The organism is Opitutus sp. ER46 (assembly GCF_003054705.1).
Taxonomy (GTDB): domain Bacteria; phylum Verrucomicrobiota; class Verrucomicrobiia; order Opitutales; family Opitutaceae; genus ER46.
Genome location: NZ_QAYX01000023.1, coordinates 619,210 through 641,100, shown reverse-complemented (window position 1 = coordinate 641,100; position 21,891 = coordinate 619,210). Strand labels below are relative to the sequence as shown.

Here is a 21,891-nt window from a genome sequence, read left to right as displayed (position 1 = left end):
TTTCTCCCACTCTGGCTCCCTGCCCATCCCAGGGCTCTTTCTCTTTCTCGTTCTCTTTCTCGTTCTCGAAATCCGTCTCCGTCCGCATCCGTGCGCATCCATGCTTTCGGCGGCGGCGGCGCCGCCGAGAGAACGAGAACGAGAAAGAGAATGAGAACGATGGCGAAGAATCACAGACGTCGCCCATCCCCTGCCCCCGCCCCGCCGCCCCCAAACCGAGATAACACGCCAAATCTGGCGTGTTATCTCACGTAACGCGCCAGATTTGGCGTGTTATCGCCTCCCCGACGCGAGGACCCAACCAGATGCGGTTCCGCCTCTAGCGTTAGCGGCACCATCGGTGCCGTCCCTCCCCACTTCAGTTTTCGCGAGCGAAAGCTGGGGAGACAGAGAACGAGAGGAAGAGAAGAGTAGGATGTCCGGCCCCCGATTTCCGATACTCCCCACCGTGCGGCAGTTGGGTGCAGAGCCGCCTCCGATTCAGGTGTAAACCCACCATCGGTGTCGCTGATTCCCCCCTACACTGGGCCCCGTCGCGTCAATTCCACCGCGAAAGCCGCCCCCCTTACCTACGTGAAGAAGGAACTGCGCATCCTCGTGCTCGAAGATGTTCCCGCCGACGTAACCCTCATTGACCATGAGCTGCGTCAGGCCGGCATTCCGTTTCAGGTGAAACGCGTCGAAACCCGGGAGGAGTTCACCCGGGAACTCGAAACCGCCCCGCCCGACATCATTCTCTCCGATCACGGCCTGCCGACATTCGACGGCTTCGCCGCCCTCTCCCTGGCCCGTCATCGCTGTCCCGACGTCCCCTTCATTTTTGTCACCGGCTCCATGGGCGAGGAGCTCGCGATCGAGTCCCTGCGTGGCGGCGCCACCGACTACGTCCTCAAAAGCCATCTCACCAACCTCGTGCCCGCCGTCGAACGCGCCCTGCGCCTCGCCGACGAGCGGGGCCGGCGCCGCGCCGCCGAAAAGGACCTGCGCGCGAGCGAGGAACGTTTCCGCCTGCTCGTCAGCGGGGTGAAGGACTACGCCATTTGCATGCTCGATCCGGAAGGGCGCGTCTCGAGCTGGAACGCCGGCGCCGAACAGGTCCTCGGCTACCATGCCGGCGAGGTGCTGGGCCAGCCGCTCGACCGTTTCTACCGCCCGGCCGAACGCGAGGCCGGCAAACCCGCCGCCGATCTGAAGACCGCCGCCGCGGAGGGCGCCTTCCGGGAGGAAAACTGGCGGTTGCGCAAGGGTGACGCCGCCTTCTGGGCCCACGTCGACCTGCGCGCGCTGCGCGATGAATCCGGGCGGCTGCGCGGTTTCACCCAGGTGATCCGCGATGTCACCGAGCGTCGCCGCGCCGACGAGGCGCTGCGCCGGAGCGAGGAGCGCTACCGCCGGCTCGTCGAGCTCAGCCCCGACGCGATCATGGTCCTGCGCGAGGGCCAGATCGCGTTCGCCAATCCCGCCGCCCGCCGGCTGCTCGGCGCCCAGGAGCCCGAGCAGCTCCTCGGTCGCGATCTGCTGGCCTTCCTGCCCAGGGAGTCCCGACCGCCGCTGGCCAGCCGGCTGCAGGAGCTCGGTGCCCGCGAATCCCGCGCGCCGTGGTCCGAGCCCACCCAGCCCCCGACTTTTGACGAGCACACACTCGTCCGGCTCGACGGCACCGAGATCACCGTCGAGCTCGGCGTCTCCCGCATGACATTTCAGGACGAGCCCGCCCTGCAGCTTATCGTCCACGATCTCACCCTGCAGCGTCACGCCGCCGCCGCCCTCCGCGAGAGCGAGGCGCGCAAGGCCGCCATCCTCGAGACTTCGCTCGAGGCGATCGTCGGCCTCGACCACCGCGGCGTGGTCCGCGAATGGAACGCCGCCGCGGAACGGATCTTTGGCTACCGCCGCGAGCAGGCGCTCGGCACCCGGCTGGAAACGCTGATCGTCCCCGTTCCCGCCCGCCAGCGCCCCCTGCCCGGGCTGGCCGACCTCCTCTCCGGCGCCGCCGCGAACGTCCTCGGCCGGCCGCTCGAGGCGCTCGCCCGGCGGGCCAGTGGGGAGGAGTTCCCCATCGAGCTCGCGCTCACCCAGATCACGGTGACCGACCCGCCGTTCTACACCGCCTTCATGCGCGACATCACCGACCGGAAACAGGCCGAAGAGGCCCTCCGCCGGAGCGAGGCCCGGAAGTCCGCCATCCTGGAATCCGCCCTCGACGCGATCGTGACGATCGATGCGCAGGCGAAGATCATCGAATGGAACCCCGCCGCCGGGGAGACCTTCGGCTACAGCCGCGAACTCGCCCTCGGGCGGTCGTTCTCCGACCTGATGGCGCCGTCGGCGAACGACGAACTCGCCCGCAAGGGTCTCGCCCGCTACCTGCAGACCGGCCGCGGGCGCCTGCTCGGCCAGCGCATGGAGCTCATGGCCCTCCGCGCCAATGGGGCCGAGTTTCCCGTCGAGCTCACCCTCACCCACATCGTGACCGGCGAACAGCGGGTGTTCACCAGCTTCATCCGCGACATCACCGAGCGCCGCCGCACCGAGGAGGCCCTGCGCAAGAGCGAGGAGCGCTTCCGCCTGCTCGTCGAGGGCGTCGAGGACTACGCCATCTACATGCTCGACACCCACGGCCGCGTCACCACGTGGAACGCCGGCGCCGAGCGCATCCACGGCTACCGGGCCCAGGAGATCATCGGCCGACGCTTCCATCGGTTCTACGCCGAGGAAGACGTCGACCGCAAAAAACCCGACCAGGCGCTCGCCGTGGCCACGTCCGAAGGGCGCTACCAGGACGAGCACGCGCTGCTGCGCCAGACCGGCGCGCCGTTCTGGGCCAGCCTCGTCATCACCGCGCTGCGCGACGAGCAGGGCCGGCTCACCGGCTACTCCAGCATCGCGCGCGACGTCACCCGCCGGAAGGAGGCGGAAGACGAGATCCGCCGCCTCAACGCCGCGCTCCAGCATCAGGTGCAGGAGCGCACCGCCGAGCTCCAGGCGGCCTACGGCGAGATGGAGGCCTTCTCGTATTCAATTTCCCACGACTTGCGCGCGCCGCTCATCCACATCGCCGGCTTCGTGGAAATGCTGAAGTCCGACCTCGGCCCGCAGCTCGACGCCCGCAGCCGCCGCCACCTCGAGACAATCTGCAGCTCCACCGAGCACATGGGACACATGATCGCCGAGCTCATCGCCCTGTCGCGCATCGGCCGCGCCGAGATGCACAAGGTTCGGCTGCAGATCAGTGAGCTGGTGAGCGATGTGCAGCGTGAGCTCGCCGCCCAGTTGCAGAATCGAACGGTCGTGTGGACCGTGGGCAGCCTGCCGGAGGTGCTCGGCGACCCGATCCTCCTCCGCCAGGCCATCCACCACCTGATGTCGAACGCCCTCAAGTTCACGCGCCCGCGGGCCGAGGCCCGCATCGAGATCGGTTCCCGCCCCGGCGAGGTCGAGGACATCATCTTCGTCCGCGACAACGGCGTCGGCTTCGACCTGAAGTACGCGGCCAAGCTCTTCGGCGTGTTCCAGCGACTCCACCCGCAGGCCGAGTTCGAGGGCGCCGGCATGGGGCTCGCGAAGACGCGCCGCATCATCCAGCGCCACGGCGGCCGCATCTGGGCCGAGAGCGCCCCGACCGTCGGCACCACCGTCTTCTTCGCCCTGCCCCGCGCGCCCGGGGCATAGCCCATGCACCTCCCGGGAAAATTCATCCTGCTGGCGGAAGACGACCCCTGCGTCGCCGAGCTCGTGCTCCACGTTCTCCGGCAGCAGCCCGAGCCGCCCCGCATCGTCCACGTGCGGGACGGCGTCGAAGCCCTCGACTTTCTCTACCAACGCGAGACCTTCCAGGGTCGCGAGCCCGGCAATCCCACCGTCGTCCTGCTCGACCTCAAGATGCCGCGCATCGACGGCCTCGAGGTCCTCCGCCACGTCAAGAACGATGGCGCGCTCCGCGCCACCCCCGTCGTCATGCTCACGTCCTCCCAGGACGAACGCGACATCCGCGCCAGCTACGAGCTCGGAGCCAACGCCTACGTGGTAAAGCCGGTGGAGTTTCGCCGCCTCGTCGAGGTGCTCGGGCACCTCGAGAGTTTCTGGATGGAGATCAACCACGTGCCGCCCGACGACTCCGGCCGCGTGGCCGTCGCCGCCCCCCGCTAATTTGGCCATCCGCCTTTATTCCTGGTTACCACCCACCCTCCGTCCTCCGCAGTTCGATTCACTTTCACTCTCCGGCCTTTCTGCATGCTGCCGCCGCTCCCGCACCCGTTCCTCCAGTCCGCCATCCCCGCGCCGGGCCGCAGCGCGCCGTCCGCCCCCGCGCGCGAGCTGCGTATCCTGCTGCTCGAGGACAACGCCCCGCACGCGGAACTCGTGGAGCATTTTCTCCGCGAGAGCGGCCTCGCGTTCAGCCTCGTGCGCGTGGAGACCCGCGAGGATTTCGAGGCCCAGCTCGAGCAGCAGGCGCCGGACATGATCCTCTCCGATTACGCACTGCCGGCCTTCGACGGCTATGCCGCGCTTGAGATCGCCAAGCAGCGCGCGCCCCACACGCCGTTCATCTTTGTGACCGGCACCATGGGCGAGGAGGTCGCGATCGAGACGCTCAAGAACGGCGCGACCGACTACGTCCTCAAGACCCGCCTCGGCCGGCTCGGCCCCGCCGTGCAGCGGGCCCTGCGCGAATCCGCCGAGCGCCGCGAACGCCAGCGTGCCGAGGACAAGCTCCGGCGCTCGCTCGAACAGCTCCGTGCGCTCACCACCTACCTGCAATACGTCCGCGAGGAGGAGCGCACCCGCATCGCCCGCGAGGTCCACGACGAGCTCGGCCAGGCCCTCACCGGCCTCAAACTCGACATGTCTTGGCTCGCCTCGAAGCTCGGGCCCAACGGCAAGCCGATGCAGCAGAAGGTCCGCACGATGGTCGACCACATCGACTCCACCATCCAGACCGTCCGCCGCATCGCGACCGAGCTCCGGCCCGGCATCCTCGACAGCCTCGGACTCGTCGCCGCGATGGAGTGGCAGGCCAACGATTTCCAGTCGCGCACCGGGATCCCCTGCCTCGTCACCACGACCGTCGCCGAGACCACGACGTGGGACCAGGACCTCACCACCGTCTTCTTTCGCATCTACCAGGAGACACTCACCAACATCATCCGCCACGCCAAGGCCACCCGCGTGACCGTCCGGCTCGACCAGGAAGATGGCGACCTGGTCATGACCGTCACCGACAACGGCCGCGGCATTTCCGAGGACGAGATCGCCAGCTCCCGTTCGCTCGGCCTCGTGGGCATGCGCGAGCGCGCCATGCTCGTCGGCGGCGAACTCACCCTGCACGGCACCCCCGGCAAGGGCACCATCGTGCGCCTGCGCGTGCCGCTCAACGGCCCCCGCCCCGCCCGCAACGGCCGGCTTTGATTCCCCGGCCGCCGGTCCCGCCATGCGCATCCTGATCACCGATGACCACGCCGTCGTTCGCCAGGGTCTGAAACAGATCCTGGCCGAGGAATTCACGCGCGCGGAATTCGGCGAGGCCGCCAGCGCCAACGAGGCGCTCGAGCGCGTGTGGAAGGAGAATTGGGACGTCGTCGTCCTCGACATCACCATGCCCGGCCGCAGCGGCCTCGAGGTGCTCAAGGAGATCCGGAAGTCGAAGCCCAAGCTGCCCGTCCTCGTCCTGAGCATGCACCCCGAGGACCAGTTCGCCGTCCGCCTCCTGAAGATTGGTGCCTCCGGGTATATGACCAAGGAAAGCGCGCCCGATCAGCTGGTCGGCGCGGTGAAGAAGGTCATGACCGGCGGCCGCTACATCAGCGGGCCGCTCGCGGAGAAGATGGCTTCGTACCTTGCCGTGGACGTGCAGACCCCGCCGCACGAGCGGCTCTCCGACCGCGAGTTCCTCGTCCTGCGGCTCATCGCCTCGGGCAAGACCCCCACGCAAATTGCGAAGGAGCTTGGGCTGAGCGTGAAAACGATCAGCACCTACCGCATGCGCATCCTCGAAAAGATGCACATGGCGAACAACGCCGAGCTGACCCACTACGCCGTCCAAACCGGCCTGGTGTAGCCAGTTTTCGCTCCGCGAAAACTGAAGTGGGGGGGGAGGCACTGCCGCCCGCGCCAGGGTTTCCTCACGAATCTTTCTCTTACTCTTCCTCTTTCTCTTCCTCTCAAGGGATTGAGGGCTTGAGAGGTTGAGATCACGTCCCCGCGCGCACGCAGATCGAGAGAAAGAGGAAGAGGAAGAGTAAGAGAAAGATCGGCCCAGTCACTCCACAGCCGCCCCACTTTCACACTCACTCTCACTTTCCCTCCGAAGGCCACTTTCACTCCGACGGCCACTTTCTCTCCGGCGGGCGACGCCCGCCGGTGGGTTCGGCCCCATTTGGATGTAGGTCCCCACCCACTGGGGAGGGCCATCCCCGCCGTTATCATCTGCCCGAGCTATCGCTCGCACCAACGGTCCGGAACCCACGCGACATGAATTTAGGCCACGACGAAAACTCCCCCCAACATGACCAGCCCGGCGCCCGCTCGTCCGGCTTTCACCGCTCCGGCCCTGCCGGCCGTCCTTCCCTCGAGCCCGAAGAGCCCGGCCTTTTCGCCGAGGAGGCCCGAGGTCGCGGCCTCAAGGTCGACGCGCCGTCGTTGCTCCGCCCGGCTCTGAAGCGCTGGCCGACCCTGTTCTTCGCCACCATCCTCGGCTGCGGCGTCGGCTTCGGCATCGGTTCCTGGCTCTGGCAGATGACGTTCTCGTCCTCTGTCCAGATGGTGAAGTACGACCCGCCGGTCGCCAACGACGCGTTCCGTCCGCGCCCGGTCGACGTGCCCACGCTCATCAGCCGGCTCGAGGATCCCGCGTTCCTGCGCCGCGTCGGCCAGCAACTCAACCCCAAGCTCACCAGCGCCGAGGTGCTCGCGCACATGCGCGTCGTCCCCGAACGCAACACCGGCGTCATGAACGTGACCGCCACCGGCACCGACGCCGGCGCCACCACCAACCTCGCCAACGCCTTCGCCCGCGAGGTTGTGAGGTTCACCCAGGAACTGCAGGCGCAGGAGGCGGCCGAGGCCGCTGGCTACGTCAGCAAGGACCTCGCCGAGGCCGAGGCGCAGCTCGCCGCCGCGCAGAAGAACATGCCGCGCCTCGCCGATGGCGCCGAACGCCTCAGCCCGGGCGGCCTCACCGCCGCCGAGCGCGGCTCGGAGAAGGTCCAGGCGGCCCGCGACGAACTCGCCAAGCTCCTCACCCGCTACACCGACGCGCACCCGCTCGTGAAACAGCAGCGCGCCACCATCGCCGCCCTCGAAGCCGAGTCCGCCACCGGCGTCAGCGCCGCCACCGCCAACCGGCTGCCCAGCGCCGCCGCGCCCGGCCGCGTCGTCTCGCGCGATGAGTTCGAGATCGCCCTCTTCCGCGTCCGCCAGGTCGAGAGCATGCGCATGCAGCTGATGTACCGCCACCAGCAGATCGACCTCTTCAAGGCCAATCCCCCCGGGGCCTTTCGCATCACCGTACCCGCCTCCGGCGACACGCTCAGCGTCCAGCGCCCGTGGCTGAAGATCGCCGCGCTGGCCGCCTTCTGCGGCATGCTCGGCCTCGCCCTCGCCGCCGCCGAGGTCCTCGTCCGCGAGTTCGTGGACGGCCGCCTCAAGACCCGCGAGGACGTCACCCGCGTCACCGGCCTGCCGGTCCTCGCCGCCCTCGGCGACCTTCGCAAGATGTCCCTCGCCGCCCGCGAGGACTGGGCGTTCCGCACCTGGATAGCCCTCCAGGACCGCCTCGCCTTCTCCCCCAACCACGGCCTCATCTGCGGCATCACCTCCTCCCGCCCCGGCGACGGCCGCTCCACCTGGGTTGGGCTCCTCGCCGGCGCCGCCCGCAAATGCGGGTTCCGCGTCCTCACCATCGCGACCAAGCCCACCGCCGACGCCACCGTCAGCGCCCAGGAACGCGCCGAAGCCGCCTCCGCGGAAGCCGAAGCCCACGCCGCCGCCACCCACAGCGCCGAGATCAACGGCCACGCCGTCAACGGCGCCGCCGCCGCGACGGCCACGGCCACTGCCACGGCAACCGCCACGGCCGCGACCGCCCCCCGCATGGAAAACACCGGGCGCAACCTCGGCGCCATCCTGCCCCGCGGCGGCGAAATGGACACCCTGCGCGGCGTGTCGGCTGATTCCGAGTTCACCGCCATGACCGCCAGCGCGTTGTTCACGCCGGCGCAGGTCACCGAAAAGCTTATGGGCCCCGAATCCGACCCCCTCGTCCACATCCCGCTCCCCGGCTGGACGTGGAATCTCGAGCGCCGCAAGCAGTGGCAGGGAGCGCTCAACGTCTGGCGCAAGATCGAGAACGTCGTCATCCTCGTCGAACTCCCGCCGTCCTCCGTCCCGGAGTCCGTCCTCCTCGCCTCCAACCTGCCCAACATTCTCTGGCTCGTGGAGAGCGGGAAGTCCGAGGCCGCCGAGACGCGCGGCCAGCTCGAAACGCTCCGCCACGCGCGCTGCAACATCGTCGGCGCCGTCATCAACCGCGCGATGTCCACCTTCACGCAGGGCCGGCTCGCCCGCTGGATGGCCGGCTTCGCCGTCCTGGCCGCCGTCGGCCTCAGCACGCCCCAGCTCGTCGCGCAGACCACCAACGCCGCCGCCACCCCCGCCCCGGCGGCTGCTGTCGACCCCGCCGCCGCCGGCTCCTTCTCCGTCGTCAGCCCCGCCCAGCGGGCCGAATGGCAGCGCCGGCTCACCCTCGGGCCCGGCGATGTCCTCACCCTCAGCCTCTTTGGCGACCCGGAGCTTACGCTCGAGGAGGTGCCCATCGGGCCCGACGGCCGTATCAGCTATCTGGAGGCAACCGACATCGTCGCCGCCGCGCTCACGGTCGACGAGTTGCGCGACCGCCTTTCCAAGGCGCTCGGCGAGTTCCGCCGCGAGCCGCAGGTGATCGTCGTCCCCGTGGCGTATAAGAGCAAAAAATACTACGTGCTGGGCAAGGTGACCGAGCGCGGCGTGTTCACCCTCGACCGTCCCACCACGCTCCTCGAGGCGGTCGCCCGCGCCCAGGGGATGGAGACCGGGATGTCCAGCGAGCGCACGCTCGTCGAACTTGCCGATCTCACCCGCAGCTTCGTCGCCCGCGGCGGCCGCAAGCTGCCCGTCGACTTCGAGCGGCTCTTCGGCCAAGGCGACCTTTCCCAGAACATCGCCCTTGAGCCCGACGACTACATCTACTTCCCGGCCGCCCAGGTGAAAGAAGTCTATGTGCTCGGCGCCGTCGAACGGCCCGGTGCCTACGCCTTCACTGCCGCGCCCGGCACGCTCGGCGCCATCGCCGCCCGCGGCGGCTTCGCCGACAAGGCCTGGCGCACCCGCGTCCTCGTCATCCGCGGCTCGCTCCAGCGGCCCGAGACCTTCGTCGTCAACGCCAACACCGTCCTGACCGGCGGCGCCGCCGACGTCCGCCTGCAGCCGCACGACATCGTGTACGTCAGCAAGCGCCCTTGGTCCCGCGCCGAGGAGCTCCTCGACGAGGCCGCCACCGCATTCGTGACCTCCGCTGTCGTCACCTGGACCGGCATCCACGTCTCCGCCGAGTTGCACGACTGACGCCACCCGCCCGCCCCCGCTCCTCTTGTCGCCCATGAAACTCGCCCCCGCCCCGCGCCTCGCCGGCTTCGCCGCTCTCGCCATCGCCGTGCTTCTGTCCGGCTGCTCGACGTTCTCCCGTCGAGCCAAGGCCCCGGCGCCGGCGAACTTCGCCACCTTCACCCCCACCGCCGTCTCGGAGCTGCCGCCGCTCGATCCGACGCTGCTGCAGAAGCCCACGACGCCCTACCGGCTCGGACCCGGCGATCAGCTGGAAATCCAGGTCCTCGGCGACGTCGACACCCGCAGCCTCACGACGGTCGGCCCCGACGGGAAGATTTACTTCTACATGCTGCCCGGAATCGACGTGTGGGGCCTCACCGTCCCCGAGGCCCGCGAGCGCATCGTATCCGAATTCCAACGTTTCGTCCGCGACCGCCAGCCCGTCTCCGTCACGCTCCGCGTCGCCAACAGCCAGCGCGTGTGGGTCCTGGGCCGGCTCAACAAGCCCGGCGTGTACCCGATCGCCGGCCCCACCACGTTGCTCGAAGCCATCGCCGAGGCCGGCGGCCTCTCCCCGCGCTCCGCCGCGAGTTCCCTCGCCGGTCCGATGCCCCTCGCCGCCAGCCGCGGCACCCAGGGCACCGACGAGGCCGCCGATCTTTCCCGCGCCTTCGTCATTCGCCAGGGTCAGCTCCTGCGCGTGAACTTCTCGCGGCTGCTGCGTGAGGGTGACCTTTCGCAGAACATCTACCTCCAGCCCGACGATTTCGTGTACCTGCCCACCGGCGCGTCCTCGACCGTCCACGTCCTCGGCGCCGTCCTCCAGCCGCGCGCCATTGAGAGCGACTCCCCATTGTCCCTCGTCCGCGCGGTCGCCGAGGCCGGCGGCACGATCAAGGACGCCCATCTCACCCACGTGGCGATCCTGCGCGGCTCCCTGAGCGAACCCAAGGTCGCGATCGTCGACCTCAGGGCCGTCATGCTGGGCCAGGCACCCGACATCGAGCTCGCCGCCGATGACATCGTGTACGTGCCCTACACGCCCTACCGCGTGCTCACCCGATACGTGGATATGATTCTCACCACGTTCGCCCGCACCGTCGGCGTGAACGAAGGCGCCCGCGCGATCACCAGTCAGGCCGTGCCGGTCGGCGTCAACGTCCCCGTGGGCGGACTGTAACCGCCTCGGGTATTTTCCGACCCCGTAAGCGGGAGTTTCCCGCCGAGATCGGACTGGCACGATGCCGCCTCCGCCCGAAGATTTGGCGCCTCCGCCGAACGCCCGCTCCCACCGGTCCCGCACCGGACGCCAATCAGTTGTGCGTCCGCGGCGGCACGCGCAGCCGATGCGTAACCACTCACCGAGTTCCTCCCACGAATCCGACGCCTTTCTCGCTGCGATCATCACGTCTTCGCACGACGCGATCATCAGCACGGACACCCGCGGGCTCATCACCTCCTGGAACCCGAGCGCTGAACGGCTCTACGGCTACCCGGCATCGGAAGTGATCGGCCGCCCCATCTCGATTCTCTATCCCCCCGGGCGGGAGGCGGATGCCGCCGAGTCGCTGCGCCGCGCGCTAGCGGGTGGTTCGTTCCAGGAACAGGAAACCCTCCGACGCCAGCAATCCGGCGCCCTCGTGCCGGTGGCGCTCACCATCTCACCCATCCGCGACGCCGAGGGCACCATCATCGGCGTCTCCAAGATGGCGCGGGACCTGCGACAGCAAAAACGCGCCGAGGAACGGTTCCTCGTCACGCTTGCCAGTATCGGCGATGCGGTGATCTCGACCGACCTCGAGGGACGCGTTGTGTTCATGAACGCCGTCGCCGAGCAGCTCACGGGCTGGCCGCAGGGAGAAGCAATCGGCCAGCCGCTTGAGAACGTCTTTCGCATCGTGAACGAGTTTACGCGCGTCACCGTGGACTCGCCCGTCCGCCGGGTGCTTCGCGAGGGCAACATCGTCGGGCTCGCCAACCACACCGTCCTCGTCGCGCGAAATGGCCGCGAATGGCCCATCGACGACAGCGCGGCCCCGATCCGCTCGACCGATGGTGAGCTGCACGGCGTGGTCCTGATCTTCCGCGACGTCACCGCCCGCCATGAGGCGGAGATCCAATCCCAGCGCCTCGCCGCCATCGTCGAGGGTTCCGACGACGCCATCATTGGCAAGGACCTCAACAGCGTCGTCACCTTCTGGAACCCGGCCGCCGAGCGGATCTTCGGGTACACCGCGGCGGAGATGGAGGGCCAGTCGATCACCCGGATCATCCCGCCGGAGCGGCTCGACGAGGAACGGCTCATTCTCACGCGCATCCGGGCCGGCGAGCGGGTCGAACACTTCGAGACGATCCGGCTCCGCAAGGATGGCCGCACCTTCCACGCTTCGCTCACCATCTCACCGATTCGCGACCGCGAAGGCACGATCGTCGGCGCCTCGCAGATCGCCCGCGACATCACCGCGCAAAAGGAGGCCGAATTCGCGCTGCGCGCCGCGCAGGCGAAGCTGCAATCCCACGCCCAGGAACTGGAGCGCATCGTCGCCGAGCGCACGGCCCGGCTGCGCGAGATGGTGGGCGAACTCGAGTCGTTCTCCTACAGCCTTTCCCACGACATGCGCGCGCCCCTTCGCGCCATCCAGGGTTTCAGCGAGATCGTACTCACCGAGTACGGCGACCAGATCCCCGAGGGCGTCGACTACCTGCGCCGCGTCGTCAACGCCGCGAGCCGAATGGACCGACTGATCCAGGACGTCCTTGCTTTCGCCCGCGTCTCGCGGCAGGAGATCCGGCTCGAGCGCGTCGAAATCGAGCGCCTCGTGCGCGAGATCATCGAGGAACGCCCGGGCCTGCAGCCGCCCAACGCCGAGGTTGCCGTCGTCACGCCGATGGCCCCGGTCAAGGGCGACGACGCGTCGTTGGTGCAGTGCATGGCCAACCTGCTGGAGAACGCCGTGAAGTTCGTGCAGCCGGGAACCGTGCCGCACGTGAGGGTCTTTACGACCGCCGAGGACGGGCGGGTGCGCGTGTCCGTCCAGGACAATGGCATCGGCATCCCGCCCGAGAACCAGTCCCGGCTCTTCAGCGTGTTTACCCGCCTCTCGGGCGCCCAGGGTTACGAGGGCACCGGCCTCGGGCTCGCCATCGTACGCAAGGCCGCTGAGCGCATGGGCGGAACTGTCGGCGTGACCTCCAGCCCGGGCGCCGGCAGCACCTTCTGGGTCGAACTGCCCCGGGCCGACGCATGACCGAACAAGCCACGATCCTCCTCGCCGAGGACGACGACACCGACGTCCTGCTGCTCAAGCGCGCGTTCGCCGAGGTCGGCATCGCCAACCCGCTCCAGGTCGTTTCCGACGGCCAGGAGGCCGTCGACTACCTGACCGAGCTGCAGCAGGCGCCCGGTCCCCGCGACCGCCTGCCCGCCCTGATGATTCTCGACCTCAAGATGCCGCGCATGACTGGCCTGGACGTCCTGCAGTGGGCGCGCAGCGATCCCGGCACGCGGTGCGTCCCCGCGATCATCTTTTCCTCGTCGTCACACCCGCTCGACATCGAGCGCGCGTACGCCGCCGGCGCGAACGGCTTCATTGTGAAAGCCCCCGCCACCAGCGAACGCATCGAGTTCGCCCGCTTCATCCGCAGCTGGCTCCACTTCAACTTGCTCCCCATGGCGTGCACCGAAGGCTATCGCGCCGCCCACTCCCTCCACTCCGCCCCCCTCCTCCCCCGGTAAGGGCCCTGGGGCAGTCTTCCTCTTTCTCTTACTCTTCCTCTTTCTCTCGAGGGATTGAGGGATTGAGGGAAGCAGTCGGATCGAGAGAAAGAGAAAGAGAAAGAGTACGAGAAAGAGAAAGACCGGCCACTATCCTTCACTCCCTGGCCCGCCTCCGGCCACTTTCACTCTCACTTTCACTCTCACTCCCGGGGGGGCCGGGCCGCAGCGCGGCCCGGCCCCCGGGGTACTCACCCACTGGGGCACGGAGCGGTCGCGCGCATAAACTCGCGCGCATGACCCCCGACGCGAGTCTCGCCGCCGGCTACGAACGTTTCTCGCGCACGTCCTTCTTCACGTCGCTCGATGGGCTGCGCGCGATCAGCATCCTCGCGGTGATCTGGCACCACGCGTCCGAGTCTGCCTTCCCCGCCGCCACCCGGCTCGTCCACGAGGGCAATCGTGGCGTGCACCTGTTCTTCGTCATCTCCGCGTTTCTCATTTCCACCCTGCTCCTGCGCGCGAAGCGCCGCGGCGCACTCGACGTGCCGCGCTTCTGGTGCCGCCGTGCCCTGCGCATCCTGCCGCTCTACTACGCCGTCCTCCTGGGCTACGTCGGACTCGTATGGTATCTCGAACGCGGCCCCGCCGGCCAGGCCTTCTTCGCCAATCTGCCCGCCTTCGCCACGTTCACCTCCAACTGGTTCGTCGAGCTGGATGGGCGCGTGATTTTCTACTTCGCCTGGTCCCTTGCCGCCGAGGAGCAGTTCTACCTTTGCTGGCCGTGGGTCGAACGCGGCTTTGGTCGCGCCTCCCCCGCCTTCCTCGCGCTCGGCCTGCTCGTCGTGACGCAGCTCGCCGGGCTCGCCTACGTGGCCGGCGCCCAGACGCTCCCGCTCAAGATCCTCAGCAGCGTCCCCGCCGCGATCCTGCTCGGCGTCATCCTCGCCCACGTGCTCGACTCCGCGCGGGGCTACCACGCCGTCGCTCGGTTCGCGGGCCGCCGCGGGTCCGCCTGGGCCGCCGCGACCGCCGTCCTCGTCGCGCTCTGGTTCCAACGCGATCTTGGCTTCTTCGGCGAACTCCTGGTTGCCGTGACGCTCACCTTCCTCGTCGCCACCTGCGTCGTGCGCGAGGACAACGATTTTGCCCGCGCCCTCCGGCTGCGGCCGGTCGCCTGGATCGGCACCATCAGCTTTGGGATCTACCTGCTCCACGTGCTGTGCATCCGCGCCGTGCGCGGCGTCCTCGCCGCCGCGCACCTCGAGTCCGTCGGTCTCCTGTTCCTCGGCAGCACGCTCCTCAGCGTCGCGATCGCGTCGGTCAGCTACCTCACGTACGAGCGCTTTTTCCTGCGCCTGAAGGACCGTTGGTTCAGCGACCGCCGCCCTGCGGTCGTTGCGCCCCCGCCACCGGCCGCCACCAAGGTCCCCGCCGTCGCCACGTCGTTGCCGGGCTGACCCCGGCCGACGCCGCGCGCGCGTGGAAAAAGGCAGCGCTCCATCCGACGCTTACTCTTTCTCTTCCTCGTACTCTTTCTCTCGATGTCCTACTCGGCCAGCCCGGTCTTCTCTGTGACCTCCGTGCCTCCGTGGTTCATACCATCGGGGTAACGAGATTCAGATTCTGTGACCGGGCCTCAGGCCCCCACGGGCCAGCCGATCGAAAGAAAGAGGAAGAGGAAGAGTAAGAGAAAGACCGCGATCCTGCAGAGCACCTTGCGGGTTTTCGCTCCGTGTCGCCTGCCCTTGACCGCCCCCGCGCCGCGGCGCCCCCCCGCGGGTTGGGCGTTTTGTCAGACAGACACTGACAGCGAACCTGCGCGCAGACTGACAGGTTTATCAGACCCGCGCGGATAAAGGCATTTGCGCGAGTCGGGCATGCTGGCGGGGCTATGATTCGATTCCTCAGTGCCGCGGTCGCTCTGCTGACCGCCATCACCCTCAGCCTCACCTCCGCCCACGCCGTGGAAAACGTCTGGGACTACAGTGTCCAGGTGAGTTCTGCCGTCCAGCCCGCGCCCGCCAAGATCACCTTGAGCTGGCCGCAGGACACCAACGGCACCCCTTCAAGCTACACGATCTACCGCAAAGCCCCCAACGACACCTCCTGGGGTTCCGGCACCACGATCGCGGGTAGCTCCACGTCGTACACCGACACCAACGTCGCCGTCGGCACCGCCTACGAGTACCGCATCGTCAAGGCGGCGGGCTCGTACACCGGCTACGGCTACATCCGCACCGGGATCCAGACGCCCCTCGTCGAGAACCGCGGCAAGGTCGTCCTGATCGTCGACAACACCTTCTCCACCGCACTCGCCTCCGAGCTTGCGCGGCTGCAGCAGGACCTCGTCGGCGACGGCTGGACCGTCCTCCGCCACGACGTCGGCCGCAATGACTCGGTCGCGTCGGTCAAGGCCCTCATCAAGGCCGACTACGCCGCCGATCCAGCCAACGTGAAGTCCGTCTTCCTCTTCGGCCACGTCCCCGTGCCCTACTCCGGCCAGTTCAACCCCGACGGCCACTCCGATCACATCGGCGCCTGGCCGGCCGACGTCTTCTACGGCGATGTCGACGGCGACTGGACCGACTCCTCGGTCAACTACACGCAGACGATCAACACCGATCCCGCCGACGCGAAGCGCATCAGCAACGTCCCCGGCGACGGCAAGTTCGACCAGTCGGACATCCCATCCAACGTCGAGTTGCAGGTCGGCCGGGTCGACCTCGCCAACATGCCGGGCCGCAAGGAATGGGGCGCCGCCGCCTCCTTTCCCACCGAGCTCGATCTCATGCGCAAGTACCTGAACAAGGACCACGCGTTCCGTACCCGCGCCAACAACCCGCCCCGCCGCGCCGTCCTCGGCGATTACTTCGGTGCCCGCGGCGGCGAGGCCTTCGGCGCCTCCGGCTTCCGCAGCTTCGCTCCGCTCGTCGGCGCGTCCAACATCCGCGATCTCAACCGCGAGTACAACGATCAGCGCGGCGTCTGGATTCCCCAGGCCGCCCAGAACGATTACCTCCTCGCCTACGGCTGCGGCGCCGGCAGCTACGACGCCGTTTCCGGCATCGGCAACAGCGGCCTCTACAACGCCGGCACGACCTACGATCTCGTCACGGCCAACACCCGCGGCGTGTTCAACCTGATCTTCGGCTCCTGGCTCGGCGATTGGGACCACGAGGACAACTTCCTCCGCGCCCCCCTCGCCACCGACTCCGGCCTCGTCTCCGTCTGGTCCGGCCGCCCCCACTGGTTCCTCCATCCCATGGGCGCCGGTGAAACCATCGGCTACGTCGCCCAGCTGACGCAGAACAACGTCAACAGCTACCAGACCCAGATCAACACCGCCGCCCACCGCACGCACATCGCGCTCATGGGCGACCCGACCCTGCGCCTGCACCCGGTCATGCCGGTCTCCAACCTCCGCGGCACCGTCAGCGGCAGCGCCGTGGCCCTCAATTGGACCGCCGCCGCCGACACCAACGTCGTCGGTTACCACGTTTATCGCGCCACGTCCGCCAACGGCCCGTTCACGCGCCTGACGTCGTCCGTCGTCACCAACCCGCTGTTCACCGACACCTCCGCTCCGAGCGGCGCCACCTACATGGTCCGCACCGTGAAGCTCGAGGACACCACCAGCGGTTCCTACTACAACGCCAGCCAGGGCGCCTTCTGGTCGGTTTCCGGCGGCGGCACCACGCCGACCCCGACGCCTGACACCACCCTCCCGACGGTCTCCCTCACGTCGCCCAGCAACGGCGCCACCGTGTCCGGCACCGCCGTGACCGTCAGCGCCAACGCCAGCGACAACGTCGGCGTCACCGGCGTGCAGTTCAAATTCGACGGCGCCAACCTCGGCGCCGAGCTCACGAGCGCCCCGTACCAGACGACGCTCAACTCGACGTCGTTCAGCAATGGCACGCACACGATCACGGCCCTCGCTCGCGATGCCGCCGGCAATATCGCCACCGCGGCCGCCTACACGGTCACCGTGAGCAACGCCACCACGAGCCCCGGTGACACCGGCGGCGGCACCACCTCGCCCACGCCCTCCACCGGCCCGACCATCCCCGGCACCACCGCCGGCACCACGGTCTGGATCGACGACGCCCTCCCGGCTGGCGCCGGCGGCCTCGGCACGAATGGCGACACCTGGAACTGGGTGACCTCGCCCACTCCCGCCACCGGCACCAAGGCGCACCGTTCGGACGCCGCCACCGGTCTCCACGAGCACTGGTTCGGCTGGTCCGCCAGCCCTCTCGCGGTCGCCAAGGGCGATCTGCTCTTCACCTACGTGTACCTCGACCCGGCCAACCCGCCGTCCGAGATCATGCTAAGCTGGTCCACCAGCTCGTCGTGGGAACACCGCGCCTACTGGGGCGCCAATCAGATCGATCGCGGCTCCGGCGCGGGTCGTTACTACGCCGGCGCCCTCCCCGCCACCGGCCAGTGGGTCAAGCTCGAGGTCCCGGCCAGCGCCGTCGGCCTCGACGCCTCCACCGTCACCGGCATGGGCTTCTCCGCCTTCGGCGGCGGCGTCACTTGGGACACCTCCGGCAAGCGGCTGCCCAGCGCGCCGTCCATCCCGATCGTCACCACGCCTTCCCCTGGTTCCGGCAGCACCACAGCCAAAGACACCGTCTGGATCGATGACGCCCTCCCCTCCGGCGCCGGCGGTCTCGCGACCAATGGCGATACCTGGAACTGGGTGAGCAACCTCGCCAAGTACGGCACCAAGTCGCACCGCTCCGATGTCGCCACCGGCCTCCACGAGCACTGGTTCGGCTGGTCCGGCGCGACCCTCCCAGTCGCGGTCGGTGACAAGCTCTTCACCTACGTGTACCTCGACCCGGCCAACCCGCCCGCCGAGATCATGATCAGCTGGTCCACGAACACCTCGTGGGAACACCGCGCCTACTGGGGCGCCAACCAGATCGACCGCGGCAGCGGCGTCGGCCGCTACTACGCGGGCGCTCTGCCCGCCACCGGCCAGTGGGTCCGCCTCGAAGTCCCGGCCAGCGCCGTGGGCATGGAGAAGGAAACCGTCGTCGCCATGGGCTACTCGCTCTTCGGCGGCGCGGCGAACTTCGACGCCTCCGGCAAGTCCACCCCCGGTACCTCCACCGGCGAGACTCCTTCCGGCGGCGGCACCACGTCGCCCACCCCGACCACGCCCGGGCCGACCACGTCGGACACCGTCTGGATCGATGACACCCTGCCCACCGGCGCCGGCGGTCTCGCGACCAATGGCGACACCTGGAACTGGGTGAGCAGCAATCCGACGCCTGTCTCCGGCACCAAGGCGCATCGCTCCGACCTCGCCACCGGCCTCCACGAACACTGGTTCGGCTGGTCTGGCAGCTGGTTGTCCGTCGCCACCGGCGACAAGCTCTTCGCCTACGTGTACCTCGACCCGGCCAACCCGCCGTCCGAGATCATGCTGAGCTGGTCCACGAACTCCTCGTGGGAGCACCGCGCCTACTGGGGCGCCAACAAGATCGACCGCGGCTCCGGCACCGGCCGTTACTACGCCGGCGCGCTCCCCGCGACCGGCAAGTGGGTTCGCCTCGAAGTCCCGGCCAGCGCCGTGGGCCTCGAGAACGAGAAGGTCGTTGCCATGGGCTTCGCACTCTTCGGCGGCGCCGCCACCTGGGATGCCTCCGGCAAGACCGGCAGCACCAGCTCGGGCGGCGACACCTCGCCGGGCACGCCTTCGGGCGGCGCCCCCTCCGGTGGCGACTCCTCCTCCGGCACGCCTACGACCACGCCATCGACCATCCCGACCGATCCGAATGGGTCCGACACTCCCCTGCCTCCGTCCACGTGGGGCGAAAACGTCCTCGCGCGCATTCCGCAGGTTGGTGATCACGAGCTCCGCGTCCTTTCGCCGACGCTGCTCGAACTCCGCCGCGTGCTCGCCAAGCCCGCCGAACCCGCAACGTTCGCCGACTGGAACTTCGTCGACGCGTCCGGCAACCTGAACGCTCCCGCGACGTCGCAGTTCGCCGTCACGTCCAACGGTCAGGCGATCAGCGTCAGCTCGGTCGGCTTCCGCCGCCGCGCCGCCTACGCCCAACTCAACGTTCGCGACCTCCGCGTCGAGGCCAGCTTGTTCCTCAAGTTGTCCGCCCCGATCACCGAGGGTCAGACCGTCGAGGTGAAGAATCCCGGCAACGCGCTGTGGGGCTCCGCCTTCACGTTCTCCAGCAAGGCTGAAGCCCTGCGCTTCAACCCTGCGATCCACGTCAACCAGGAGGGCTATGTCCCCGGCTTCAGCAAGAAGGCCATGGTCGGCTACTACCTGGGCAACCTGGGGGAGATGGACGTCGACGCCGCCAAGGGCTTCAAGCTCGTGAACGCCGCCACCGGCGTCACCGTGTACACCGGCACGCTGACCAATCGTCGCGATACCGGCTACCAGACCAGCCCGATGCCTTACCAGAAGGTGTACGAGGCTGACTTCACCAGCTACAAGACGCCCGGCGAGTACCAGGTCGTCGTCCCCGGCATGGGCGCTTCGCTCCCGTTCGTCATCAACGAAGGCGTCGCCATGGCGTTCGCCCGGGCTTACGAACTCGGCCTGTATCACCAGCGCTGCGGCGGCTCCAACGAGCTGCCCTACACGCGCTTCGTCCACGCGGCCTGCCATACGGCCGCCGCCGAGGTCCCGACGTCCGATCCCGCCTACGACTTCACGTGGCGTGTGATCACCTCGTACAGCAGCGGCAACAGCCGCCAGACCGCGCCGGTCCTCACGGGCCCCGCCACCCAGCTCTATCCGTTCGTGCGGCAGGGCAAGGTCGACGTCTCGGGCGGCCATCACGACGCCGGCGACTACAGCAAGTACACCATCGATGTGGCGCTCCTCGCGCACAACATCCTGTTCGCCGCCGACTCGATCCAGGGCGCCGGCAGCCTCGACAATCTCGGCATCCCCGAGAGCGGCGACGGCATCGGCGACATCCTCCAGGAAGCGAAGTGGGAGGCCGACTACGTGGCCAAGCTGCAGGACTCCGACGGCGGCTTCTACTTCATCGTGTACCCGAAGAATCGGGAATACGAATACGACATCTCCCCGGAGAAGGGCGACCAGCAGGTTGTCTGGCCCAAGAACACGTCCGCCACGGCCGCCTCGGTCGCCGTGCTCGCCGAGTTCGCCTCGTCCCCGGCCTTCAAGAAGGCTTACCCGGACCTCGCGGCCTCGTACCTCGCCAAGGCCAAGCTCGGCTGGCAGTTCCTCATGAACGCCATCGCCAAGTACGGCAAGGACGGCGCCTACCAGCGCATCACGTTCTACGGCGATGAGTTCATGCACGACGACGAGCTCGCCTGGGCCGCCGCCGCCATGTTCGTCGCCACCGGCGAGGCGCAGTACCAGCAGAAGCTGCTCGAGTGGTTCCCGAACCCGGCCGACCCGAACACGCTCCATTGGAGCTGGGAACGCCTGTACCAGGGCTGGGGCGCCGCGATCCGTACCTACGCGTTCGCCGCCCGCTCCGGCCGCCTGGCCGCGAGCCAGTTGAACGCCACCTACCTCGCCGCCTGCGAAGGCCAGATCACCGCCGCCGCCGAGGAGGCGCTCAAGTGGACCAAGGGCAGCGCCTACGGCACCGTGTTCCCGGACAACATCCGCCGCACGATGCAGACGGGTTGGTACTTCTCCATGGAGTCCGCCAACGCGATGGCCATGGCGTATCAGATCAACCCGAAGCAGGAGTACATCGACGCCCTCGTCACCAACATGAACTACGAGACGGGCGCCAACCCGGTGAACGTCTCGTTCATCGCGGGCCTCGGTGTCCGCCGGCCCACCCAGATGGTGAGCCAGTTCCGGAACAACAATCGCTGGGTCCTCCCGCCGATCGGCCAGCCCATGAGCAACGTGCACTCCAGCTTCGCCTGGCTGCCGTTGTACGGCAGCGAGCTGACCGGCGTCAGCTTCCCGGCCGACGGCAGCAGCGGCACGAGCTACCCGCTCCAGGACCGGTTCAGCGACATCTGGAACGTCACCACCGAGTTCGTGACGCTCAACCAGGGCCGCGCGCTCATCGGTGCCGCGTTCCTGGCCGCCCAGACCAGCGCCAAGTCCACGCCGTGGAAGCCCACCGCCTCCACCGTGCAGATCGTCTCGGGCAGCACACCCAAGGTCGGTCAGCCCGTCACGCTCGCGCTCAACCTGAACGGCCTCGACGTCACCGGCGCCCGCATCACGTGGGAAGCCCGTGACCAGCTGCCGGATTTCGGCTCGACGTACACCATCACGCCGAAGAGCACCGGCGCGAACTGGGTCGACGTGGAAATCATGTACCCGGACGGCCGCCGCGTCTTCGCGACCGGCAGCTTCACCGCCCAGTAATCATCGCCGCGGCCGGCGGCGCGGGTGCGCCCGTCGCCGGCCCCTTTCCTTTCCCAGCAAGGCATCCAGGCAAGCATCAACTTTCGGAGCGGTCGCACTACCGCTACCGAACATAGCATCGGCGCCGGGTGGTTATCGAAGCCACCCGGCGCTTTGCCGTCTGCACCCGCCCCACCTCTTTCTCTTACTCATACTCTTCCTCTTTCTCTCAAAAGCCCCTGCCAGTCGCGGACCCCGC

At 68.3% G+C, this 21,891-nt stretch carries 10 protein-coding genes; all 10 read left to right on the top strand.

What is annotated here, in order from left to right:
• Positions 1–501: 501 nt before the first annotated feature.
• The 10 genes from DB354_RS15455 to DB354_RS15410 all read left to right on the top strand — a co-directional run bounded on the left by DB354_RS15455 (position 502) and on the right by DB354_RS15410 (position 21,653).
• On the top strand, positions 502–3,672 hold the full coding sequence (locus tag DB354_RS15455) for a PAS domain S-box protein (RefSeq protein ID WP_107836527.1): 3,171 nt from the start codon (positions 502–504) through the stop codon (positions 3,670–3,672).
• A gap of 3 nt (positions 3,673–3,675) precedes the next feature.
• Complete coding sequence (locus DB354_RS15450) at positions 3,676–4,149, top strand: response regulator (RefSeq protein WP_107836526.1); 474 nt, start codon at positions 3,676–3,678, stop codon at positions 4,147–4,149.
• Positions 4,150–4,233: 84 nt separating this feature from the next.
• Positions 4,234–5,409 (top strand): ATP-binding protein, encoded by a 1,176-nt coding sequence (locus tag DB354_RS15445; RefSeq protein WP_107836525.1) that lies wholly within the window; start codon positions 4,234–4,236, stop codon positions 5,407–5,409.
• A gap of 22 nt (positions 5,410–5,431) precedes the next feature.
• On the top strand, positions 5,432–6,058 hold the full coding sequence (locus DB354_RS15440; protein ID WP_107836524.1) for a response regulator transcription factor: 627 nt from the start codon (positions 5,432–5,434) through the stop codon (positions 6,056–6,058).
• 413 nt (positions 6,059–6,471) lie between these two features.
• The gene (locus tag DB354_RS15435) at positions 6,472–9,600 is read left to right on the top strand and encodes a polysaccharide biosynthesis/export family protein (RefSeq protein WP_107836523.1); all 3,129 of its coding nucleotides are present in this window, start codon (positions 6,472–6,474) and stop codon (positions 9,598–9,600) included.
• A gap of 34 nt (positions 9,601–9,634) precedes the next feature.
• Positions 9,635–10,762 (top strand): polysaccharide biosynthesis/export family protein, encoded by a 1,128-nt coding sequence (locus tag DB354_RS15430; protein WP_107836522.1) that lies wholly within the window; start codon positions 9,635–9,637, stop codon positions 10,760–10,762.
• 166 nt (positions 10,763–10,928) lie between these two features.
• The gene (locus DB354_RS15425) at positions 10,929–12,830 is read left to right on the top strand and encodes a PAS domain-containing sensor histidine kinase (protein ID WP_158277558.1); all 1,902 of its coding nucleotides are present in this window, start codon (positions 10,929–10,931) and stop codon (positions 12,828–12,830) included.
• On the top strand, positions 12,827–13,318 hold the full coding sequence (locus DB354_RS15420; protein ID WP_107836520.1) for a response regulator: 492 nt from the start codon (positions 12,827–12,829) through the stop codon (positions 13,316–13,318). The genes DB354_RS15425 and DB354_RS15420 overlap by 4 nt, the downstream gene beginning before the upstream one ends.
• A gap of 275 nt (positions 13,319–13,593) precedes the next feature.
• Entirely contained in the window at positions 13,594–14,757 is a 1,164-nt protein-coding gene (locus tag DB354_RS15415; RefSeq protein WP_107836519.1) for an acyltransferase, read from the top strand.
• 434 nt (positions 14,758–15,191) lie between these two features.
• Complete coding sequence (locus DB354_RS15410) at positions 15,192–21,653, top strand: glycoside hydrolase family 9 protein (RefSeq protein WP_107836518.1); 6,462 nt, start codon at positions 15,192–15,194, stop codon at positions 21,651–21,653.
• The last annotated feature ends 238 nt before the right edge of the window (positions 21,654–21,891 follow it).